Annotated in this window: 19 protein-coding genes and 1 tRNA gene; 6 read left to right on the forward strand and 14 right to left on the reverse strand. The window is 57.6% G+C overall.

Annotated elements, in window-relative coordinates:
* Positions 1–104: 104 nt before the first annotated feature.
* The 13 genes from sctL to BM017_RS00345 form a co-directional block, all read right to left on the reverse strand.
* Positions 105–698, reverse strand: a complete 594-nt coding sequence (gene sctL / locus BM017_RS00280) for a type III secretion system stator protein SctL (RefSeq protein WP_092240573.1) — start codon at positions 696–698, stop codon at positions 105–107.
* A gap of 573 nt (positions 699–1,271) precedes the next feature.
* Positions 1,272–2,072 carry a type III secretion system inner membrane ring lipoprotein SctJ gene (gene sctJ / locus BM017_RS00290; RefSeq protein ID WP_092241378.1) on the reverse strand — a complete coding sequence of 267 codons (801 nt, stop codon included), beginning with the start codon at positions 2,070–2,072 and terminating at the stop codon, positions 1,272–1,274.
* Positions 2,073–2,077: 5 nt separating this feature from the next.
* Complete coding sequence (locus tag BM017_RS00295; protein ID WP_092240575.1) at positions 2,078–2,446, reverse strand: hypothetical protein; 369 nt, start codon at positions 2,444–2,446, stop codon at positions 2,078–2,080.
* A 126-nt stretch (positions 2,447–2,572) separates the two neighbouring features.
* The gene (locus BM017_RS00300) at positions 2,573–2,752 is read right to left on the reverse strand and encodes a hypothetical protein (RefSeq protein ID WP_092240577.1); all 180 of its coding nucleotides are present in this window, start codon (positions 2,750–2,752) and stop codon (positions 2,573–2,575) included.
* 235 nt (positions 2,753–2,987) lie between these two features.
* Positions 2,988–3,911, reverse strand: a complete 924-nt coding sequence (locus BM017_RS00305; RefSeq protein WP_092240579.1) for a sigma 54-interacting transcriptional regulator — start codon at positions 3,909–3,911, stop codon at positions 2,988–2,990.
* Positions 3,912–4,223: 312 nt separating this feature from the next.
* The gene (gene ychF / locus BM017_RS00310; RefSeq protein WP_003171595.1) at positions 4,224–5,324 is read right to left on the reverse strand and encodes a redox-regulated ATPase YchF; all 1,101 of its coding nucleotides are present in this window, start codon (positions 5,322–5,324) and stop codon (positions 4,224–4,226) included.
* 21 nt (positions 5,325–5,345) lie between these two features.
* Positions 5,346–5,930 (reverse strand): aminoacyl-tRNA hydrolase, encoded by a 585-nt coding sequence (gene pth / locus BM017_RS00315; RefSeq protein ID WP_092240580.1) that lies wholly within the window; start codon positions 5,928–5,930, stop codon positions 5,346–5,348.
* A gap of 167 nt (positions 5,931–6,097) precedes the next feature.
* Positions 6,098–6,694, reverse strand: a complete 597-nt coding sequence (locus tag BM017_RS00320) for a 50S ribosomal protein L25/general stress protein Ctc (protein WP_092240582.1) — start codon at positions 6,692–6,694, stop codon at positions 6,098–6,100.
* A gap of 137 nt (positions 6,695–6,831) precedes the next feature.
* Positions 6,832–7,773 carry a ribose-phosphate pyrophosphokinase gene (locus BM017_RS00325; protein ID WP_003208392.1) on the reverse strand — a complete coding sequence of 314 codons (942 nt, stop codon included), beginning with the start codon at positions 7,771–7,773 and terminating at the stop codon, positions 6,832–6,834.
* Between the two features lie 46 nt (positions 7,774–7,819).
* Positions 7,820–7,894, reverse strand: a tRNA-Gln gene (locus tag BM017_RS00330).
* Positions 7,895–7,930: 36 nt separating this feature from the next.
* Complete coding sequence (ispE, locus tag BM017_RS00335; RefSeq protein ID WP_071491037.1) at positions 7,931–8,782, reverse strand: 4-(cytidine 5'-diphospho)-2-C-methyl-D-erythritol kinase; 852 nt, start codon at positions 8,780–8,782, stop codon at positions 7,931–7,933.
* Position 8,783: 1 nt separating this feature from the next.
* Positions 8,784–9,401: a lipoprotein insertase outer membrane protein LolB gene (gene lolB / locus BM017_RS00340; RefSeq protein WP_092240584.1), complete on the reverse strand. Its 618-nt coding sequence runs from the start codon at positions 9,399–9,401 to the stop codon at positions 8,784–8,786.
* Positions 9,402–9,405: 4 nt separating this feature from the next.
* Positions 9,406–11,130 carry a tetratricopeptide repeat protein gene (locus tag BM017_RS00345; RefSeq protein WP_071491039.1) on the reverse strand — a complete coding sequence of 575 codons (1,725 nt, stop codon included), beginning with the start codon at positions 11,128–11,130 and terminating at the stop codon, positions 9,406–9,408.
* A gap of 182 nt (positions 11,131–11,312) precedes the next feature.
* Here BM017_RS00345 and hemA point away from each other — a divergent pair, with 182 nt between their 5' ends.
* From hemA to BM017_RS00375, 6 genes are all read left to right on the forward strand, one after another.
* Positions 11,313–12,602, forward strand: a complete 1,290-nt coding sequence (hemA, locus tag BM017_RS00350) for a glutamyl-tRNA reductase (protein ID WP_058423108.1) — start codon at positions 11,313–11,315, stop codon at positions 12,600–12,602.
* Positions 12,599–13,681 carry a peptide chain release factor 1 gene (gene prfA / locus BM017_RS00355; RefSeq protein WP_092240587.1) on the forward strand — a complete coding sequence of 361 codons (1,083 nt, stop codon included), beginning with the start codon at positions 12,599–12,601 and terminating at the stop codon, positions 13,679–13,681. The genes hemA and prfA overlap by 4 nt, the downstream gene beginning before the upstream one ends.
* On the forward strand, positions 13,682–14,512 hold the full coding sequence (prmC, locus tag BM017_RS00360; protein WP_071491041.1) for a peptide chain release factor N(5)-glutamine methyltransferase: 831 nt from the start codon (positions 13,682–13,684) through the stop codon (positions 14,510–14,512).
* The gene (locus BM017_RS00365; RefSeq protein WP_092240589.1) at positions 14,506–15,261 is read left to right on the forward strand and encodes a molybdopterin-synthase adenylyltransferase MoeB; all 756 of its coding nucleotides are present in this window, start codon (positions 14,506–14,508) and stop codon (positions 15,259–15,261) included. The genes prmC and BM017_RS00365 overlap by 7 nt, the downstream gene beginning before the upstream one ends.
* A complete protein-coding gene (murI, locus tag BM017_RS00370) occupies positions 15,254–16,048 on the forward strand; it encodes a glutamate racemase (RefSeq protein ID WP_071491043.1) in 795 nt (264 codons plus the stop codon). Before BM017_RS00365 ends, murI begins: the two co-directional genes overlap by 8 nt.
* A gap of 112 nt (positions 16,049–16,160) precedes the next feature.
* Positions 16,161–16,679, forward strand: coding sequence for an acyloxyacyl hydrolase (locus BM017_RS00375; protein ID WP_071491044.1), 519 nt, complete (start codon positions 16,161–16,163; stop codon positions 16,677–16,679).
* Positions 16,680–16,738: 59 nt separating this feature from the next.
* Here BM017_RS00375 and BM017_RS00380 read toward each other — a convergent pair whose 3' ends face one another.
* The gene (locus BM017_RS00380; RefSeq protein WP_092240591.1) at positions 16,739–17,044 is read right to left on the reverse strand and encodes a YkgJ family cysteine cluster protein; all 306 of its coding nucleotides are present in this window, start codon (positions 17,042–17,044) and stop codon (positions 16,739–16,741) included.
* Between the last annotated feature and the right edge of the window lie 17 nt (positions 17,045–17,061).

Below are 17,061 nucleotides of genomic sequence, written 5' to 3' on the forward strand. Positions count from 1 at the left end.
GCTATAGAAGTCCATGATCTACCTGTATGACTGATGATTGTCGAGTGAGTGGAAAATTCATTGCTAAATAGGGAATATTAATAAACGACTGGAGCGTCGCGAGGTCAGACATCGATCCAACGATCTTTGCCTTGTTCGTAAAGAGCGTTGCGCATGTCGTGCCAGCTGATTCGGAAATCTCCTTCGTCTGTCTTCAATACAAGTGTTTGGGAGTGGATTGAATTGTCGGCGGTAAGCTTCCAGAGCGTGCTCCCATGATGGGCTAAACAGTGCGTTACTTCTGTAAGGTCATGTGGGTGGCACATTAGTGTCGCGCTGATTTCATCGACTTGGCTTTTCAGCAATTGCTTAACGAGGGCTGCCACTCGTTGGGAGGCTACAGTCTCGTCAAGCAGGCTACCAATAGCCTGCTTGGTGATCTGGGTGGCGTAATGCTCTAAGTTGTCGCACATCGTTTGCCTACTACGTTCCCACCGCTTGAGCTGAGCGTCGGCGCGTTGCCAGATTTCAAGCGAGGCCTTTTCCAGCAACTCCTCACATTGTTTTTCTGCACACCTGATCAACTCCTCAGCTTGAATGCTTGTGTCACGCAACAACTGATTAGCATGCTTCCAGTCTGCTAGCTCTTCCCGAGGGATTATGTTGCGTGGCACGCTAGACGAGCGCCCGGATAACTCAATGTTGGAGCGGCATAACATTGTTGAACTCCTCACGTGTGTCTGCGGTGGGCATGTCATCACATCTCCGATGTAGTAGCGCGCCATACGACGGCCTGCCAGAGTGTGTCGAGTCGGTTACCTGTGATTCCGTGCAGAGGGTGTTTTGCCTCAATCTCGATTACACATTTACGGGGGAATCGCAATCTAAGACGCTGCCAGATCGCGGGTTCTACCCAGCTATAGAGCAGTTGTAGCGGGTCAGAACCGGGCGGCAGCATCACGGGGGGCAGCGCCTTGGAAAGACGCCTGCACCATTGGTGATGAATGTTAGTCAGGAGGGCTGAGTCCTGGGGGTTAAAGGTGTCGTGAACCAACGCCAACATTAGGTTGAGTTGTTCCCTCGAGGCCAGAACCAGGCGGATTACTGTGGGGTGTGGGTCAACGGGCAAACAGGCTGCATAACCTGAGAGGTTGTCGGGTGCTGACTGTCCACTACGAAAAAGCGTTTCAATCACAGTGTACTCTTCGCCCTTCCAGTCTTCGTGGGCAGATTGCCAGGGATACACCCACCATCGCGCCCACGACAGGTGTTCATGAAACTGATGGTCGAGACTAGGCGTCATGAGTCGAAACCGTTGATTTGTCGGTTGAGCCCGCCTGATGAAGACCGTTTTGACGCCGTTTGTATAGGAACAATATGGCGAGCGGTAGCGAGACCATGCCGAGTAGTAAAACGATCATGCTGGTTTGCCAGAAACCGAGATCATCCCCGGGCACCAGGAAAGGGCCGAAGTACACTAGCCGTTGAGGTTCCTGGTAAATCGCCGCAGGCACGAATATCACCGAGAGTTTCTGCAAGTTGTCCACTGCCGTAGACATGCCAGGGATACTGCTCGCCACCAATCTGCGGATCCGTGCTCTGATATTATCGGGGTCCAGCCGTGGATCGTGCTTGATGAATACAGAAGCAGATGCCGGTTGTACTGGCTCCCCCGGAGCGATGCGTTCAGGCAGTACCACATGCACGCGTGCGACGATGACGCCGTCAATGTTGGACAAGGTGGCCTCAAGTTCCTGGGACAAGGCATAGATGTAGCGTGCCCGTTCCTCCAGCGGCGTTGAAATTACCCCTTCCTTGCGGAATGTATCCCCCAGCGTGGTGCGCGCGACTCTGGGTAGTCCTACGGCTTCCAGCGTTCTTACGGCACGCCCGATATCAGCGGTGTTAACCGTGATGACAACACCGTCCTTGGCCGGAAATTTGGTGGCACGAATATGTTTATCAGCCAATTCGGCAACGACTTCATTTGCCTCCTGTTCGGAGAGCTGGCGATGAAGTTCCACGCGATCACTGCATCCGCCTAATAGGGATACAATACCAATGAACATGACGGCAAGGAGAGAAGGGCTCATTGTCATTACTGCAGGTTACATATTTTGTCGAGGCCTTGGGTCGTCTTGGCGAGGCATTTCGTCAATAGATGTGGAGTAAGTTGTGCGTTGAAGAAGTCGCGAGGGAACGTTTTGTAGACTTCAAAATCCAGCTCTTTTTTAGGTGCGCGGACCAGTTTGGTAAAACGGTTCATTGAGGCGCTGAGCTGATTGGATGCCTCAATAAAAAGCTGCGGGGCAGCCGACCTTGAGGGCACTGCCTTCGCATCGCTTGAGCCTTCAAGCATTGATGAAAAAAAACTAGCATCACTACCGGAAACTGGTTGCTCAGATGCTGAGTAGGTAACGCCATCGCTATCGGACTGATCTGAAAAGTAAGTTTCTTTTATTCGCATGGCATGTGGGCTCATTGATTACGTAAAGTAACTTTGTATGAGAGCAGATGTAGTGACCTTTAGGCTGGCAACAGGGTTACCTCTTGTCCATAGGGACAAGAGGCAACCGGTAGATCAACTGATTATTTACTGACCTTTGGCTTTTTGTAGCATGTCGTTAACGTTTTTCATCTCGGCGCCTAGCCAGTTATTATCTAAGGTGTCTCTTAGGATCTTCTCCTTTATTATTTTACTCTCCGCCTCTGCGTCACTTAGACCAGGGTATTGGAAATTGGGAGCGTAGCCTTGACCGACTGGATTAGTCATATGATCTCCTAGCTATATTTGAGTTTAGTTATCCCAGCATATAATTGCTTGGGTGTTATCTGTGTGGCTGTCGAGAAGGTTGGGTTCCCTGTGCGCCGGGATTAAATGTTTCTAATTGTATATTTCAATGAGTGTATTTATGTATGCAGCCAATGCCTTGATAGGCTAGGCATTCCAGGGATGTTTATGATTAAAACACTGTGGCCTTTTAGTCAGAAAACGAACGACATTGGCCTCACGCCAGTGAAATTTCCAGATGTTTGATCCTGTGGTACAGCGTACGCTTGGAAACACTTAATTCAGTGGCCACTGTATTTACACAGTATCCATGGCGGCGCAAAGACGCCTCAATCAGCATTTTCTCTATTTGCTGCAGACTTGACTTCAGGCTTGTTTTTTTGTCCTGGTGGGGCGTGGGCGAATTTGAGAGCACTGGCAGTCCTAATACAAATCGCTTCGCCGTTGAACGCAGCTCGCGAACGTTGCCCGGCCAAGAGTGAGCGAACAGCTGCTGCAGCAGGCTCTCGGGTGGAGGAGGGGCAGGAAGTTTGAAATATTCTGCTTCTTTCTGGATCATCTCCAGAAACAGTGAAACGATACAGTCGCGTCGATCCCGCAAGGTAGGTAGCTGAATGTTGACTACGTTCAGGCGGAAGTACAGGTCGCGCCTAAAGGTGGCTTGCTCTACCATTTCGTGCAACGAATGCTGGGCTGACGCTATGACGCGCATGTCCACCGGGATAAAGCGGGTCGAACCCAGGCGCTCCACGCCGCGTGATTCCAGTACGCGCAGCAATTTGGCTTGCAGGCTCAGTGGCATGCTGTCGATTTCATCCAGGTACAGCGTGCCCAGGTGGGCGGCCTCGACATAACCGGCGCGTGATTGTATCGCGCCGGTATAAGCGCCGCTGTTGACGCCGAACAATTGGCTTTCGGCGAGACTTTCAGGGATAGCTGCGCAGTTTACGGCGATGAAGTTACCCCGCCGGCCGGATAGATGATGAATTCGCTGAGCCAATGTATCCTTGCCAGTGCCGGTTTCCCCTAGTAATAAGATATCGATGTTAAACGTAGCCGTGCTACCCAACATGCTTCTAATATCGGGGTCGTCAATCAGGTATAACTCCGTCTCATTTTCCATGTGGTCGAGCGCCGACATCGAATGATAACTCCATAATTGCTATTACGTCATTGCAGGTAATGCTGTCGAAGGCTCGCTTCAGTAGATAGAATTTTAAGACGGTTGTCACGTGCTCCTTGGGTCTTTATGTACCTCAGGCTGCGTAAGATAAGTTGTATTCTAATATTGATGCTTTGTGTTTTAGCTAACGGCCAAAGAGGCGATAGGAGAAGTCTGAAGCTTTCTGGATGTTTGGCTTAAACTTTTAATCGGTGCGATATATAAATAGTCGCCCACAAAAAAGCCGATGCTAAGCATCGGCTTTTTTACTGTTTAGAGGGCAGGTAATACTTACACGTTGAAACGGAAGTGCATCACGTCGCCATCTTTAACAATATATTCCTTACCTTCCAGGCGCCACTTGCCCGCTTCCTTGGCACCGGCCTCACCCTTGAACTGGATGAAGTCGTTGTAGGCAATCACTTCGGCGCGGATAAACCCTTTTTCGAAGTCCGTGTGGATCACCCCTGCAGCCTGTGGTGCGGTAGCACCGACCTTGACGGTCCATGCGCGGACTTCTTCGACACCGGCGGTGAAGTAGGTCTGCAGGTTGAGCATTTCGTAACCGGCGCGGATCACGCGGTTCAGGCCAGGTTCTTCCAGGCCCAGGGCCTCGAGGAACATGTCCTTTTCTTCGCCGTCATCAAGCTCGGCGATTTCCGCTTCGATCTTGTTGCACACCGGCACCACGATGGCGCCTTCTTCGTCGGCGATGGCCTTGACTACGTCGAGCAACGGGTTGTTCTCGAAACCGTCTTCAGCGACGTTGGCGATGTACATCACAGGCTTAGTGGTCAACAGGTGGAAGCCCTTGATCACGGCCTTCTCGTCAGCGCCCATGTTCTTCATCAGGCTGCGTGCCGGCTTGCCTTCGGTGAAGTGCGCGATCAGTTGCTCAAGCAGACCTTTCTGGACCACTGCGTCCTTGTCGCCGCCCTTGGCGTTGCGCGCGACTTTCTGCAGTTGCTTCTCGCAGCTGTCGAGGTCGGCGAAGATCAGTTCCAGGTCGATGATCTCGATGTCGCGTTTCGGGTCGACGCTGTTGGAGACGTGGATCACGTTCTCGTCTTCAAAACAGCGGACCACGTGGGCGATGGCATCAGTCTCGCGGATGTTGGCGAGGAACTTGTTGCCCAGGCCTTCACCTTTCGACGCACCGGCGACCAGGCCGGCGATGTCGACGAATTCCATGGTGGTCGGCAGGATGCGCTTGGGATTGACGATGGCCGCCAGGGCGTCCAGGCGTGGATCCGGCATCGGCACGATACCGCTGTTGGGCTCGATGGTGCAGAAGGGGAAGTTCTCCGCTGCGATACCGGACTTGGTCAGGGCGTTGAACAGGGTGGATTTGCCGACGTTGGGCAGGCCGACGATGCCGCAATTGAATCCCATGGTGTTTCCCCTCGGTAAGAGTCAGGCCTTCTGGCTGTGCAGGTTTTTCATCGCGCGGTTCCATTCACCGGCGAGGATATCCGGCAGCACGCCGAGGGCAAAGTCGATGCTGGCATCGAGTTTTTCCTGTTCGGCGCGTGGCGCACGACCCAGGACGAAATTTGAAACCATACTGGCGACGCCTGGGTGGCCAATGCCGAGCCGCAGGCGGTAGAAATTATTCTGATTACCCAGCTGCGCGATGATGTCGCGCAGGCCGTTGTGCCCGCCATGCCCGCCGCCGAGCTTGAGCTTGGCAACGCCGGGTGGCAGGTCCAGTTCGTCATGGGCCACCAGGATTTCTTCGGGTTTGATCCGGAAGAAGCCCGCAAGCGCCGCGACAGCCTGGCCGCTGCGGTTCATGTAGGTGGTGGGAATCAGCAGACGAACATCCTGGCCCAGGTGCGAAAAGCGCCCGGTCAGGCCGAAATATTTGCGATCGGCCGCAAGGCTTACACCTTGTGCGTGGGCGATGCGCTCAACAAAAAGGGCCCCCGCGTTATGCCGGGTCTGTTCGTATTCGGCGCCTGGATTTCCCAGGCCAACGATCAGTTTAATGGCAGTCACGACAGGGGCCCTTCCTTTGGAGTTGTGGATAACATCGCCAGACCTGAGTGCGGCGAAAGTGGACGACACTACATCATTTACTCAAGAGTAAACGCCGCGTTATCGCCCGCTTTCTCGCTACGTTTCGGTCCGCGATGTTTCCTCAAGCTCCGGCAATACAGAGTGGATTACTCTGCAGCGCCTTCTTCAGCTTCTGGAGCAACGCGTGGAGCGTGAACGTTGGCAACTGCTTTGTCATCACCGTGAGCCAGTGCGACAAACTCAACGCCTTTAGGAGCTTTGAGGTCGGACAGGTGAACGATGGTGCCGATTTCAGCGGCCGACAGGTCGACTTCGATGAACTCAGGCAGGTCTTTCGGCAGGCAAGTTACTTCAACTTCGTTCACAACGTGCGAGATTTCGCCGCCTTTCTTGACCGGAGCTTCTTCACCAACAAAGTGCACTGGCACGATAGCGGTCAGTTTCTGACCAGCGACAACGCGAACGAAGTCAGCGTGCATGATGAATTGCTTGGAAGGGTGACGCTGCATCGCTTTAACGATGACGTTCTGCTTGGCGCCGTCGACGTTCAGCTCGATAACGTGGCTGTAGGCCGCTTCGTTTTCGAACAGCTTGGCGATTTCCTTGGCCAGGATGGTCACGGATTCAGCAGGCTTGTTACCACCGTATACAACGGCTGGGATGTTGGCGGCGTGACGCAGGCGGCGGCTCGCACCTTTCCCCAGGTCAGTACGCGCTTGGGCGTTCAGAGTAAAGTCAGTCATTTTGTATCTCCAAAATAGCCATCATCGAGCGGCGTTTGCGACCAGCGCCGGCCTCGACATGGGCAAAAAAGCCCCGCCCCAACAGAATGTCGGGGCGGGGCGCTTTTCGTCAGTAGGATGTGCCGAAGGTTTTACCCTTAGCGGAACATCGCGCTGATCGATTCTTCATTGCTGATGCGGCGAACCGCTTCGGCAACAACCGGTGCGATATCCAGTTGACGGATACGCGAACAGGCTTGAGCAGCAGCGGACAGCGGGATGGTGTTGGTCACCACCAGTTCGTCCAGCATGGAATTCTCGATGTTCTCGATCGCTCGGCCCGACAGCACAGGGTGTGTGCAGTAGGCGAAGACTTTGGCCGCACCGTGCTCTTTCAAGGCTTTCGCCGCGTGGCACAGGGTGCCGGCGGTGTCGACCATGTCATCAACCAGAATACAGGTACGCCCTTCGACATCACCGATGATATGCATCACTTCAGAGTGATTGGCTTTCTCGCGGCGTTTGTCGATGATCCCGAGGTCCACGCCCAGGGATTTGGCAACGGCCCGTGCACGCACGACGCCACCAATGTCCGGGGACACGATCATCAGGTTTTCAAAGCGCTGGTCTTCGATGTCATCCACCAATACGGGGGAGCCGTAGATGTTATCTACCGGAATATCGAAGAACCCCTGGATTTGGTCAGCGTGCAGGTCAACCGTGAGAACACGGTCGATGCCTACCACGGTCAGCATGTCAGCAACGACTTTCGCGCTGATGGCCACACGTGCGGAACGCGGACGGCGATCCTGACGGGCATAACCAAAGTAAGGGATTACAGCTGTGATTCGAGTCGCTGAGGAGCGGCGGAAGGCATCAGCCATCACGACGAGTTCCATCAGGTTATCGTTGGTCGGAGCGCAAGTCGGCTGAATAATGAAGACGTCTTTACCGCGAACGTTTTCATTGATCTCGGCTGTAATTTCGCCGTCGGAGAATTTACCGACAGAGATGTCACCGAGAGGGATATGCAGCTGACGTACGACACGTCGAGCCAGATCGGGGTTGGCGTTCCCCGTAAAGACCATCATCTTGGACACGCGCAGTACCTAGAGGCTGAGGGTAACCTGGATGAGTATAGGAAAATGGCAGGGGCGGCTGGATTCGAACCAACGCATGGCAGGATCAAAACCTGCTGCCTTACCGCTTGGCGACGCCCCTGTATCTGTTGCAACGAGTGCCTGACACTCGATTCCTTTAGAGCAGACTTTGCAGCTTGCGATGCAACATCGAAACGTTGCTTCCCTTTGCTACAAACCCTGTAAGGGTCTCTGTAAGAAGGGCCGAGACTTTATCAGCTTCAGCTTTGCTTGGGAAGCCCCCAAACACACAACTTCCAGTTCCGGTTAATTTTGCTTCGGTAAATTTACCTAACAAATTCAAAGCGTTACGTACCTCTGGATAACGCCTTGCTACAACCGGTAAGCAGTCATTTCGACTGTTTCCCTTGGGAACGGGGCGCACTTTAATGGGAGAAGAGTTACGTGTCAACAACGGATCTGAAAAAATTTCTGCTGTACTTACAGATACTTGCGGAACAAGCACGACATACCACGGCTCCTCGGGGTATTCCGGGCTGAGTTTCTCCCCCACGCCCTCGGCGAAAGCCGCGTGCCCACGCACGAAAACCGGGACGTCGGCACCCAGCGTCAGGCCCAGCGCGGCGAGGCGATCATGGTCCCAACCCAGTTGCCACAAGTAATTCAGACCCAGCAGAGTTGTCGCGGCATTCGAGCTGCCACCACCGATGCCGCCACCCATGGGCAGGATTTTATCGATCCAGATATCGATGCCGAGCGGACAGCCGGATTGCTCCTGAAGTTTTTTTGCGGCCTTCACGATCAGGTTGCTGTCGTGAGGCACGCCTTCGAATTCGGTATGCAGCCTGATCACGCCATCGTCGCGCACGGCGAAGGTCAGCTCGTCGCCATAGTCGAGGAATTGAAACAACGTCTGCAGCTCGTGATAGCCATCTTCACGGCGACCGAGAATGTGCAGCATCAGGTTGAGCTTGGCCGGGGAGGGCAGGGTCAATTTTTGTACGGACACGTTATTGCCCCAGTTTGCGTGGTTGCCAGTCCTTGATCACCAGCGTGACATCAAGGTCGGGACCATGCAGCTTGACGCGCTCGGGCAACCAATAGCCGCTTTGCTCCACGTAGCTCAAATATTCGACCTGCCAGCCATCCTGCTCCAGGCTGGCCAGGCGGCTGTCGCCGTTCAGGCTCAGGCGACTCTTGCTATCAGGCGCTGGCAGGCCACGGACCCACCACACCAGGTGAGACACCGGCAGTTTCCAGCCGATCTGTTCTTCCAGCAACGCTTCCGGCGAGGTCGCCTCATAACGGCCCTGGTTGGCCACTTCAAGGCTGACTTGCCCCGGCCGGCCGGTCAGGCGTGCGGCGCCACGGCCCAGCGGACCCGACAGGCGAATATCGTAGTAGTCCTGGCGCTGCAGCCAGAACAAGGTGCCGCTGCCGGAGTCTTTCGGCGCGCGAACCCCCACTTTGCCTTCGATCTGCCAGCCATCGATGCTGCTGAGCTGGTCCTTGTGCTGCTTCCATTGCGCCGGGTTGCCCTGGCCTTCAACGGATTCGCGGCTGCCGATGCCCGCACAACCGGCGAGCAGGGCGATGAAGCTGAAAATAACAACATGGCGCAAAAACATAGGTTTAAAGGGTCTCGGATCCGGTCAGGCGCTTGATGGTGCCGCGCAGGATGGGGCTTTCGGGTTGTTCCTTGAGGAATTTCTCCCAGATTTGCCGTGCTTCACGCTGTTTGCCATTGGCCCACAGCACTTCGCCCAGGTGCGCGGCGACTTCCTGGTCGGGGAAGCGTTCCAGTGCCTGGCGCAACAAGCGTTCGGCCTCGTCCAGGTTGCCCAGGCGGTAATTCACCCAGCCCAGGCTGTCGAGCACGGCCGGGTCTTCCGGGTTCAGCTTGTGGGCTTGCTCGATCAGCACCTTGGCTTCGTCGTAGCGCGTGGTGCGGTCGGACAAGGTGTAGCCCAGGGCGTTGAGGGCCATGGCGTTGTCCGGATCGCGCTTGATGATCAGGCGCAGGTCTTTTTCCATCTGCGCCAGGTCATTGCGTTTTTCCGCCTGCATGGCGCGGGTGTATAGCAAGTTCAAATCGTCCGGGAATTGCAGCAACGCTTGTTGCAGCAACTTCCAGGCGCGCTCGCCCTGATTGTTGGCCGACAAGGTTTCGGCCTGGATCAGGTAGAGCTGGATCGCGTAATCCGGTTCGGCATCCCGCGCGGCGGCCAGGCGTTTCTCCGCCTCGTCGGTGCGGCCGTTGCTCATCAGGATATCGGCCTGGCGCAGTTGGGCGGGCAGGTAGTCGTTGCCGGGGCCGACCTGGGCGTACTCGAGCAGGGCGGCTTGCGGATCGTTGCGCTCTTCGGCGATGCGCCCGAGGTTCAGGTGTGCCGAATCTACATGGCTTTCACGCTGGATCAGCTCTTCCAGGTAACCCTTGGCCTCGTCCCAGGCCTTGGCTTCCAGGCAGACCAGTGCCAGGGAATAACGCAATTCGTCATCGTCCGGGTATTGCTGGACCAGGTTGGCGAACTGCACTTTGGCGTCCTCCATGCGGTCCTGTTCGACCAGCATGCGGGCGTAAGTCAGGCGCAGGCGCTTGTCGTCCGGATACTTCTTGAGGCTTTTTTCCAGCAGCGGAATCGCTTCCTTGCCACGGTTGAGGTTCTGAAGCAGGCGTGCACGCAGCAGGATCGGGGCGATTTCGCCTTCTTCCGGCGGATTCTGCTCCAGCAGCTTCAGTGCGGCGTCGGCTTCATCATCCTGTTGCAGCAGCAACGCCTTGCCGAAAATCAGCTGGCTGTTCTTCGGGTGCTTTTGCAGCAGGCGGTCGAAACTCTTCATCAGGCCATTGCGCGTGTCCTGGTCGGTGTCGGCAGCCGACAGCGCGAGGAAGTCGAAATGGGTGTCGCCCTTGCCCTGCAGGACTTTCTCCATATAGACCATGGAGTCGTCATAGCGCCCGGCGCGTGCCAGTTGAATGGCTGCCGCCCGCTGTGCTTCCAGGTCGTCCGGGGCGTTTTTCGCCCAGATCAGCGAAGAGTCCAGCGCAGCCTGGTCGGCCCCCAGGTACTCGGCGATGCGGAAGGCTCGCTCGGAAATCCCCGGATCCTGGGTGTTGATGGCCTGGGTCACGTAGTTGTCCAGCGCAATGTCGAAGCGATTGCGTTGGCCGGCCAGTTCCGCAGTCAGCAGGCTGTACACCGTTTCTTCGGTGAACGAAGAATAAACCTTGGGCTTTTCAGGGGCGGGGGCGCTGTCTTCCACCGGTGGCGTACCGTCCGGCGACACGGGGGCCATGGCCTGGCAGCCGCTGAGAAAGACAAAGGCGAGGAGCAACGCGGAAGATCTATTCATATAGGAAGAGGACGACTAACCTGCGGTCGGATCATCATGACACAAGCCTTCGGCCAAACATAACCGAGTCTCAGTTGATGCCTTTATAGACACAAGGCATTAGGACAATAGACGACGGTGGTTGTTCTGAATCTTTCGAAGTAGGACAATTGTCGGCTTCCCGACATCATCAGCGATATTGAATGGCCTTCCTCGCACTCGGTATTAACCACAAGACTGCCTCCGTAGACGTGCGCGAGCGCGTGGCGTTTACGCCGGAGCAGTTGGTTGAGGCCCTGCAGCAGCTCTGCCGGCTCACCGACAGTCGCGAAGCTGCGATCCTTTCGACCTGCAATCGCAGCGAGCTTTATATAGAGCAGGAGCATCTTTCAGCGGATGTCGTACTGCGCTGGCTGGCCGATTACCATCATTTGGACCTCGATGACCTTCGCGCCAGCGCTTATGTGCACGAAGAGGATGCGGCAGTTCGTCACATGATGCGTGTGGCGGCCGGTCTCGATTCGCTGGTGTTGGGCGAGCCGCAGATTCTAGGGCAGATGAAATCCGCCTACGCCGTGGCGCGCGAGGCCGGCACAGTAGGCCCGCTGCTGGGGCGGCTGTTCCAGGCCACCTTCAATTCCGCCAAGCAGGTGCGCACCGACACTGCCATCGGTGAAAACCCGGTGTCCGTGGCGTTTGCCGCCGTCAGCCTGGCCAAACAGATTTTCAGTGACTTGCAACGCAGCCAGGCCCTGCTGATCGGCGCCGGCGAGACCATCACCCTGGTCGCCCGCCACCTGCATGACCTGGGCGTGAAGCGTATCGTGGTCGCCAACCGTACGTTGGAACGCGCGAGCATCCTCGCCGAGCAGTTCGGCGCCCATGCGGTGTTACTGGCGGACATTCCGGCGGAGCTGGTACGCAGCGATATCGTCATCAGCTCCACCGCCAGCCAACTGCCGATCCTGGGCAAAGGCGCGGTCGAGAGCGCGCTGAAGCTGCGCAAGCACAAGCCGATCTTCATGGTGGATATTGCTGTTCCCCGGGATATCGAACCCGAAGTCGGCGAGTTGGACGACGTTTACCTCTATAGCGTCGACGATCTGCACGAAGTGGTCGCCGAAAACCTCAAGAGCCGCCAGGGTGCTGCCCAGGCCGCCGAGGAAATGGTCAGCACCGGCGCCGAAGACTTCATGGTGCGCTTGCGCGAACTGGCGGCGGTGGACGTGCTCAAGGCCTATCGTCAGCAAGGCGAACGCCTGCGCGACGAGGAATTGATCAAGGCCCAGCGCTTGCTCGCCAATGGCAGCAGCGCCGAAGAAGTGCTGATGCAACTGGCCCGTGGCCTCACCAACAAATTGCTGCATGCACCCAGCGTGCAACTGAAAAAGCTTACCGCCGAAGGCCGCCTCGATGCGCTGGCCATGGCCCAGGAACTCTTTGCCCTCGGTGAGGGCGCGTCAGATAGCTCTTCGGATAAAAAACCGCAATGAAAGCGTCACTGCTCAATAAACTGGACGTGCTCCAGGACCGTTTCGAAGAACTGACCGCCCTGCTCGGCGATGGCGAGATCATCGCCGATCAGGCCAGATTCCGTGCCTATTCCAAGGAATACGCCGAAGTTGAGCCCGTGGTCGCCACCTATAAAAACCTGCTGAAAGTGCAGGCGGACCTTGAAGGTGCCCAGGCACTGCTCAAGGACAGCGACCCGGACATGCGTGAAATGGCCGTGGAAGAAGTCCGCGAAGCCAAGGAAAAACTCGCCGAGCTGGAAGGCGACCTGCAACGCATGCTGCTGCCCAAGGACCCGAACGACGGGCGCAACGTGTTCCTCGAAATCCGTGCCGGCACCGGCGGCGACGAGGCGGCGATCTTCTCCGGCGACCTGTTCCGTATGTACTCGCGGTATGCCGAACGTCGCGGGTGGCGCGTCGAGATCCTGTCGGAGAACGAAGGCGAACACGGCGGCTATAAAGAAGTGATCGCGCGGGTCGAGGGCGACAACGTCTACGGCAAGCTCAAATTCGAGTCCGGCGCGCACCGCGTGCAGCGGGTTCCAGCGACTGAATCCCAAGGTCGTATTCACACGTCCGCCTGCACGGTGGCGGTATTGCCCGAGCCGGACGAACAGGAGGCCATCGAGATCAACCCGGCCGACCTGCGCATCGACACCTACCGCTCCTCGGGCGCCGGTGGCCAGCACGTCAACAAGACCGACTCGGCGATCCGCATCACCCACTTGCCGTCGGGCATCGTGGTGGAGTGCCAGGAAGAGCGCTCCCAGCACAAGAACCGTGCGCGGGCCATGTCCTGGCTGTCGGCCAAGCTCAATGACCAGCAGACCAGCGCCGCCGCCAACGCGATTGCCAGCGAGCGCAAGTTGCTGGTGGGTTCGGGCGACCGCTCCGAGCGCATTCGCACCTACAACTTTGCCCAGGGCCGGGTCACCGACCACCGGGTCAACCTCACCCTTTACTCCCTGGACGAGATCCTTGCCGGTGGTGTGGACGCGGTGATCGAACCGTTGCTCGCCGAATACCAGGCCGATCAACTGGCCGCGATAGGTGAATAAATGACCATCATCGCCAGCCTGCTGCGCGCCGCCGACCTGCCCGATTCGCCCACGGCACGCCTGGATGCCGAATTGTTGCTGGCGGCTGCCTTGGGCAAGTCCCGCAGCTACCTGCACACCTGGCCCGAGAAAATCGTCAGCAGCGAGCATGCGCTGATCTTTGCCGGCTACCTGCAGCGCCGTCGTGGCGGTGAGCCGGTGGCCTATATCCTCGGTCAACAAGGCTTCTGGAAGCTGGACCTGGAGGTCGCGCCTCACACGCTGATCCCGCGGCCAGATACCGAGTTGCTGGTGGAAACCGCGCTGGAATTGTTGCCCGCCACCCTCGCCAAGGTCCTCGACCTGGGCACCGGCAGCGGCGCCATCGCCCTGGCCCTGGCCAGCGAACGCCCGGCCTGGCAGGTCACCGCCGTCGACCGTGTGCTGGAAGCCGTGGCCCTGGCCGAGCGCAATCGCCAGCGGTTGCACCTCGCTAACGCTACGGTGCTGAACAGCCATTGGTTCAGCGCGCTGCAAGGTCATCGCTATGACCTGATCATCAGCAACCCGCCGTACATTGCCGCCAACGATCCGCACCTGGTGGCCGGCGACGTGCGTTTCGAACCAGCCAGCGCACTGGTGGCCGGTCATGATGGCTTGGACGACCTGCGCCTGATCATCAAGGAGGCCCCGGCCCACCTGAATGCCGGTGGGCGGTTGCTGCTGGAACATGGTTACGACCAGGCCCCGGCGGTGCGTGACCTGCTGTTGAGTGAAGGTTTCGAAGAAGTGCACAGCCGCATCGACCTCGGTGGCCACGAACGCATCACCCTGGGGCGCCGGCCGTGCTGACCGATCAGGAGCTGTTGCGCTATAGCCGACAGATTCTGTTGCAGCATGTCGACATAGACGGCCAATTTCGCCTGAAAAACGGCCGTGCCCTGATCGTAGGTCTTGGTGGCCTGGGTGCGCCCGTTGCGTTGTACCTCGCTGCCGCCGGCGTCGGCGAGTTGCATCTGGCGGACTTCGACACGGTCGACCTGACCAACCTGCAGCGCCAGATCATCCATGACACCGACAGCGTCGGGCAGACCAAGGTCGACTCGGCCCTGCGTCGCCTGACCGCCCTCAACCCTGAAATCAAACTGGTGGCCCATCGCAGTGCGCTGGATGCCGATTCCCTCGCTGCGGCGGTCGAAGCGGTAGACGTGGTGCTTGATTGCAGTGATAACTTCTCCACCCGCGAAGCCGTCAACGCGGCCTGTGTCGGTGCCGGCAAGCCTTTGGTCAGCGGCGCTGCGATCCGTCTTGAAGGGCAACTGTCGGTGTTCGACCCGCGTCGCGCCGAGAGCCCGTGCTATCACTGCCTGTATGGGCACGGCAGCGATACCGAACTGACCTGCAGTGAGGCTGGCGTGGTCGGCCCACTGGTCGGTGTGGTCGGCAGCCTGCAAGCCCTGGAAGCCTTGAAACTGCTGGCCGGTTTCGGTGAGCCGTTGGTGGGACGCTTGTTGCTGATCGACGCCTTGGCCACACGTTTTCGCGAGCTGCGCGTCAAGCGTGACCCCGGTTGCACTGTGTGCGGGGCGCCACATGGTTAAGGGCGCGCCGATCGGTGTGTTCGATTCCGGTATCGGCGGGTTGACCGTGCTGGATGAAATCCAGCAGCTATTGCCCCAGGAATCACTGCTGTACGTGGCCGATTGCGGGCACATCCCCTACGGCGAGAAAAGCCCGGCGTTTATCCTTGAGCGCTCCCGGCAGGTGGCGGCATTTTTCCAGGCGCAGGGCGCCAAAGCCTTCGTTATTGCCTGCAATACCGCTACGGTTGCCGCCGTGGCTGATCTGCGTCGGGATTTTCCCGATTGGCCGCTGGTGGGCATGGAACCTGCTGTCAAACCGGCGGCGGCAGCCACCCGCAGCGGCGTGGTTGGGGTGCTTGCCACCACCGGCACGCTGCAAAGCGCCAAGTTCGCCGCGTTGCTCGACCGCTTCGCTACCGATGTGAAGGTCATCACCCAGCCATGCCCGGGCCTGGTGGAGCTGATTGAAAGCGGTGACCTGACCAGCCCGGCCTTGCGCCAGTTGTTGCAGGGGTATATCGACCCGCTGCTCAGCGCCGGTTGCGACACCATCATCCTCGGCTGCACCCACTATCCCTTCCTCAGGCCGCTCTTGGCGCAGATGCTGCCCCCCAGCATTATCCTCATCGACACCGGCGCCGCCGTGGCCCGTCAACTCAAGCGTTTGCTGGGTGAGCGCGACCTGTTGGCCGTCGGCAATCCAGCACCGGCACAGTTCTGGACCAGCGGTGATGTGTATCACCTAAGAAATATCCTACCGACACTATGGAAATATCCGGGCGTTGTGAGAAGCTTCGACTCGTGAAAATTTCGTGAAATGCCTGCGTTATTAGCTGGAACTTCTGGCTACACGCCAGCTTCTATAGCGAGATAGCCTGTACACAACCATATAACTTCGTTCGGAAAGGATGTTTCTTATGAAGCGCTTGTTCTGTTTGGCTGCGATTGCGGCCGCTGTAGTGGGGCACTCTGTTTCGGCACAAGCTGCTGGCCTGGAGTTCGGGGTGGGGAGCACCAGTGATTCGACCATGACCTATCGCCTGGGGCTGACATCGGACTGGGATAAAAGCTGGTGGCAGAGCGATACCGGTCGATTGACCGGCTACTGGAGCGGCGCCTACACCTATTGGGATGGGGACAAGCGAGCCAGCGCCAGCAGCCTGTCGTTCTCGCCGGTGTTTGTGTATGAATTTGCCGGGGAGTCGGTGAAGCCTTATATCGAGGCCGGGATCGGGGTGGCGGTGTTTTCCCGCACCAAGCTGGAAGACAATAACATCGGCCAGGCCTTTCAGTTCGAAGACCGCCTGGGTTTCGGCCTGCGCTTCGCGGGTGGGCATGAGGTGGGCATTCGTGCCACGCATTACTCCAACGCGGGTATCAGCAGCAATAACGACGGGGTAGAGAGCTACTCGTTGCACTACACCTTGCCGTTGTAACCCTTCAGAACACTGCAAAACCCATGTGGGAGTGGGCAAGCCCCCTCCCACATTCAGCATCAGCGGTAGGCGGTAGCGATACCCTGTCGCTCTTCCAGGCACTCCGGCGCACCCATCTCGAATTCCCGGCAAATCAGCGGTCGTCGCTCGTAGATCGTGCACATCATCGTGTCCCGGTCCAGTGCCGCGCACCAGCCGTCATCCAGGCGCAGCATCACTTCACCGCCCCAGTCATCGGTATCGATATAGCGTTCCGGCACGCCGGTGTCGGTGATCAGCATCACTTCCAGCTGGCAGCAGCAGGCCGCACACGTCGAGCAAGTGACGGCGGGTTCGGCGATTTGGATGTGGGGGATGTTGGTCATAGGCGTGCAGTGTAAGG

This window comes from Pseudomonas sp. NFPP04, from assembly GCF_900113815.1.
GTDB lineage: Bacteria > Pseudomonadota > Gammaproteobacteria > Pseudomonadales > Pseudomonadaceae > Aquipseudomonas > Aquipseudomonas extremorientalis.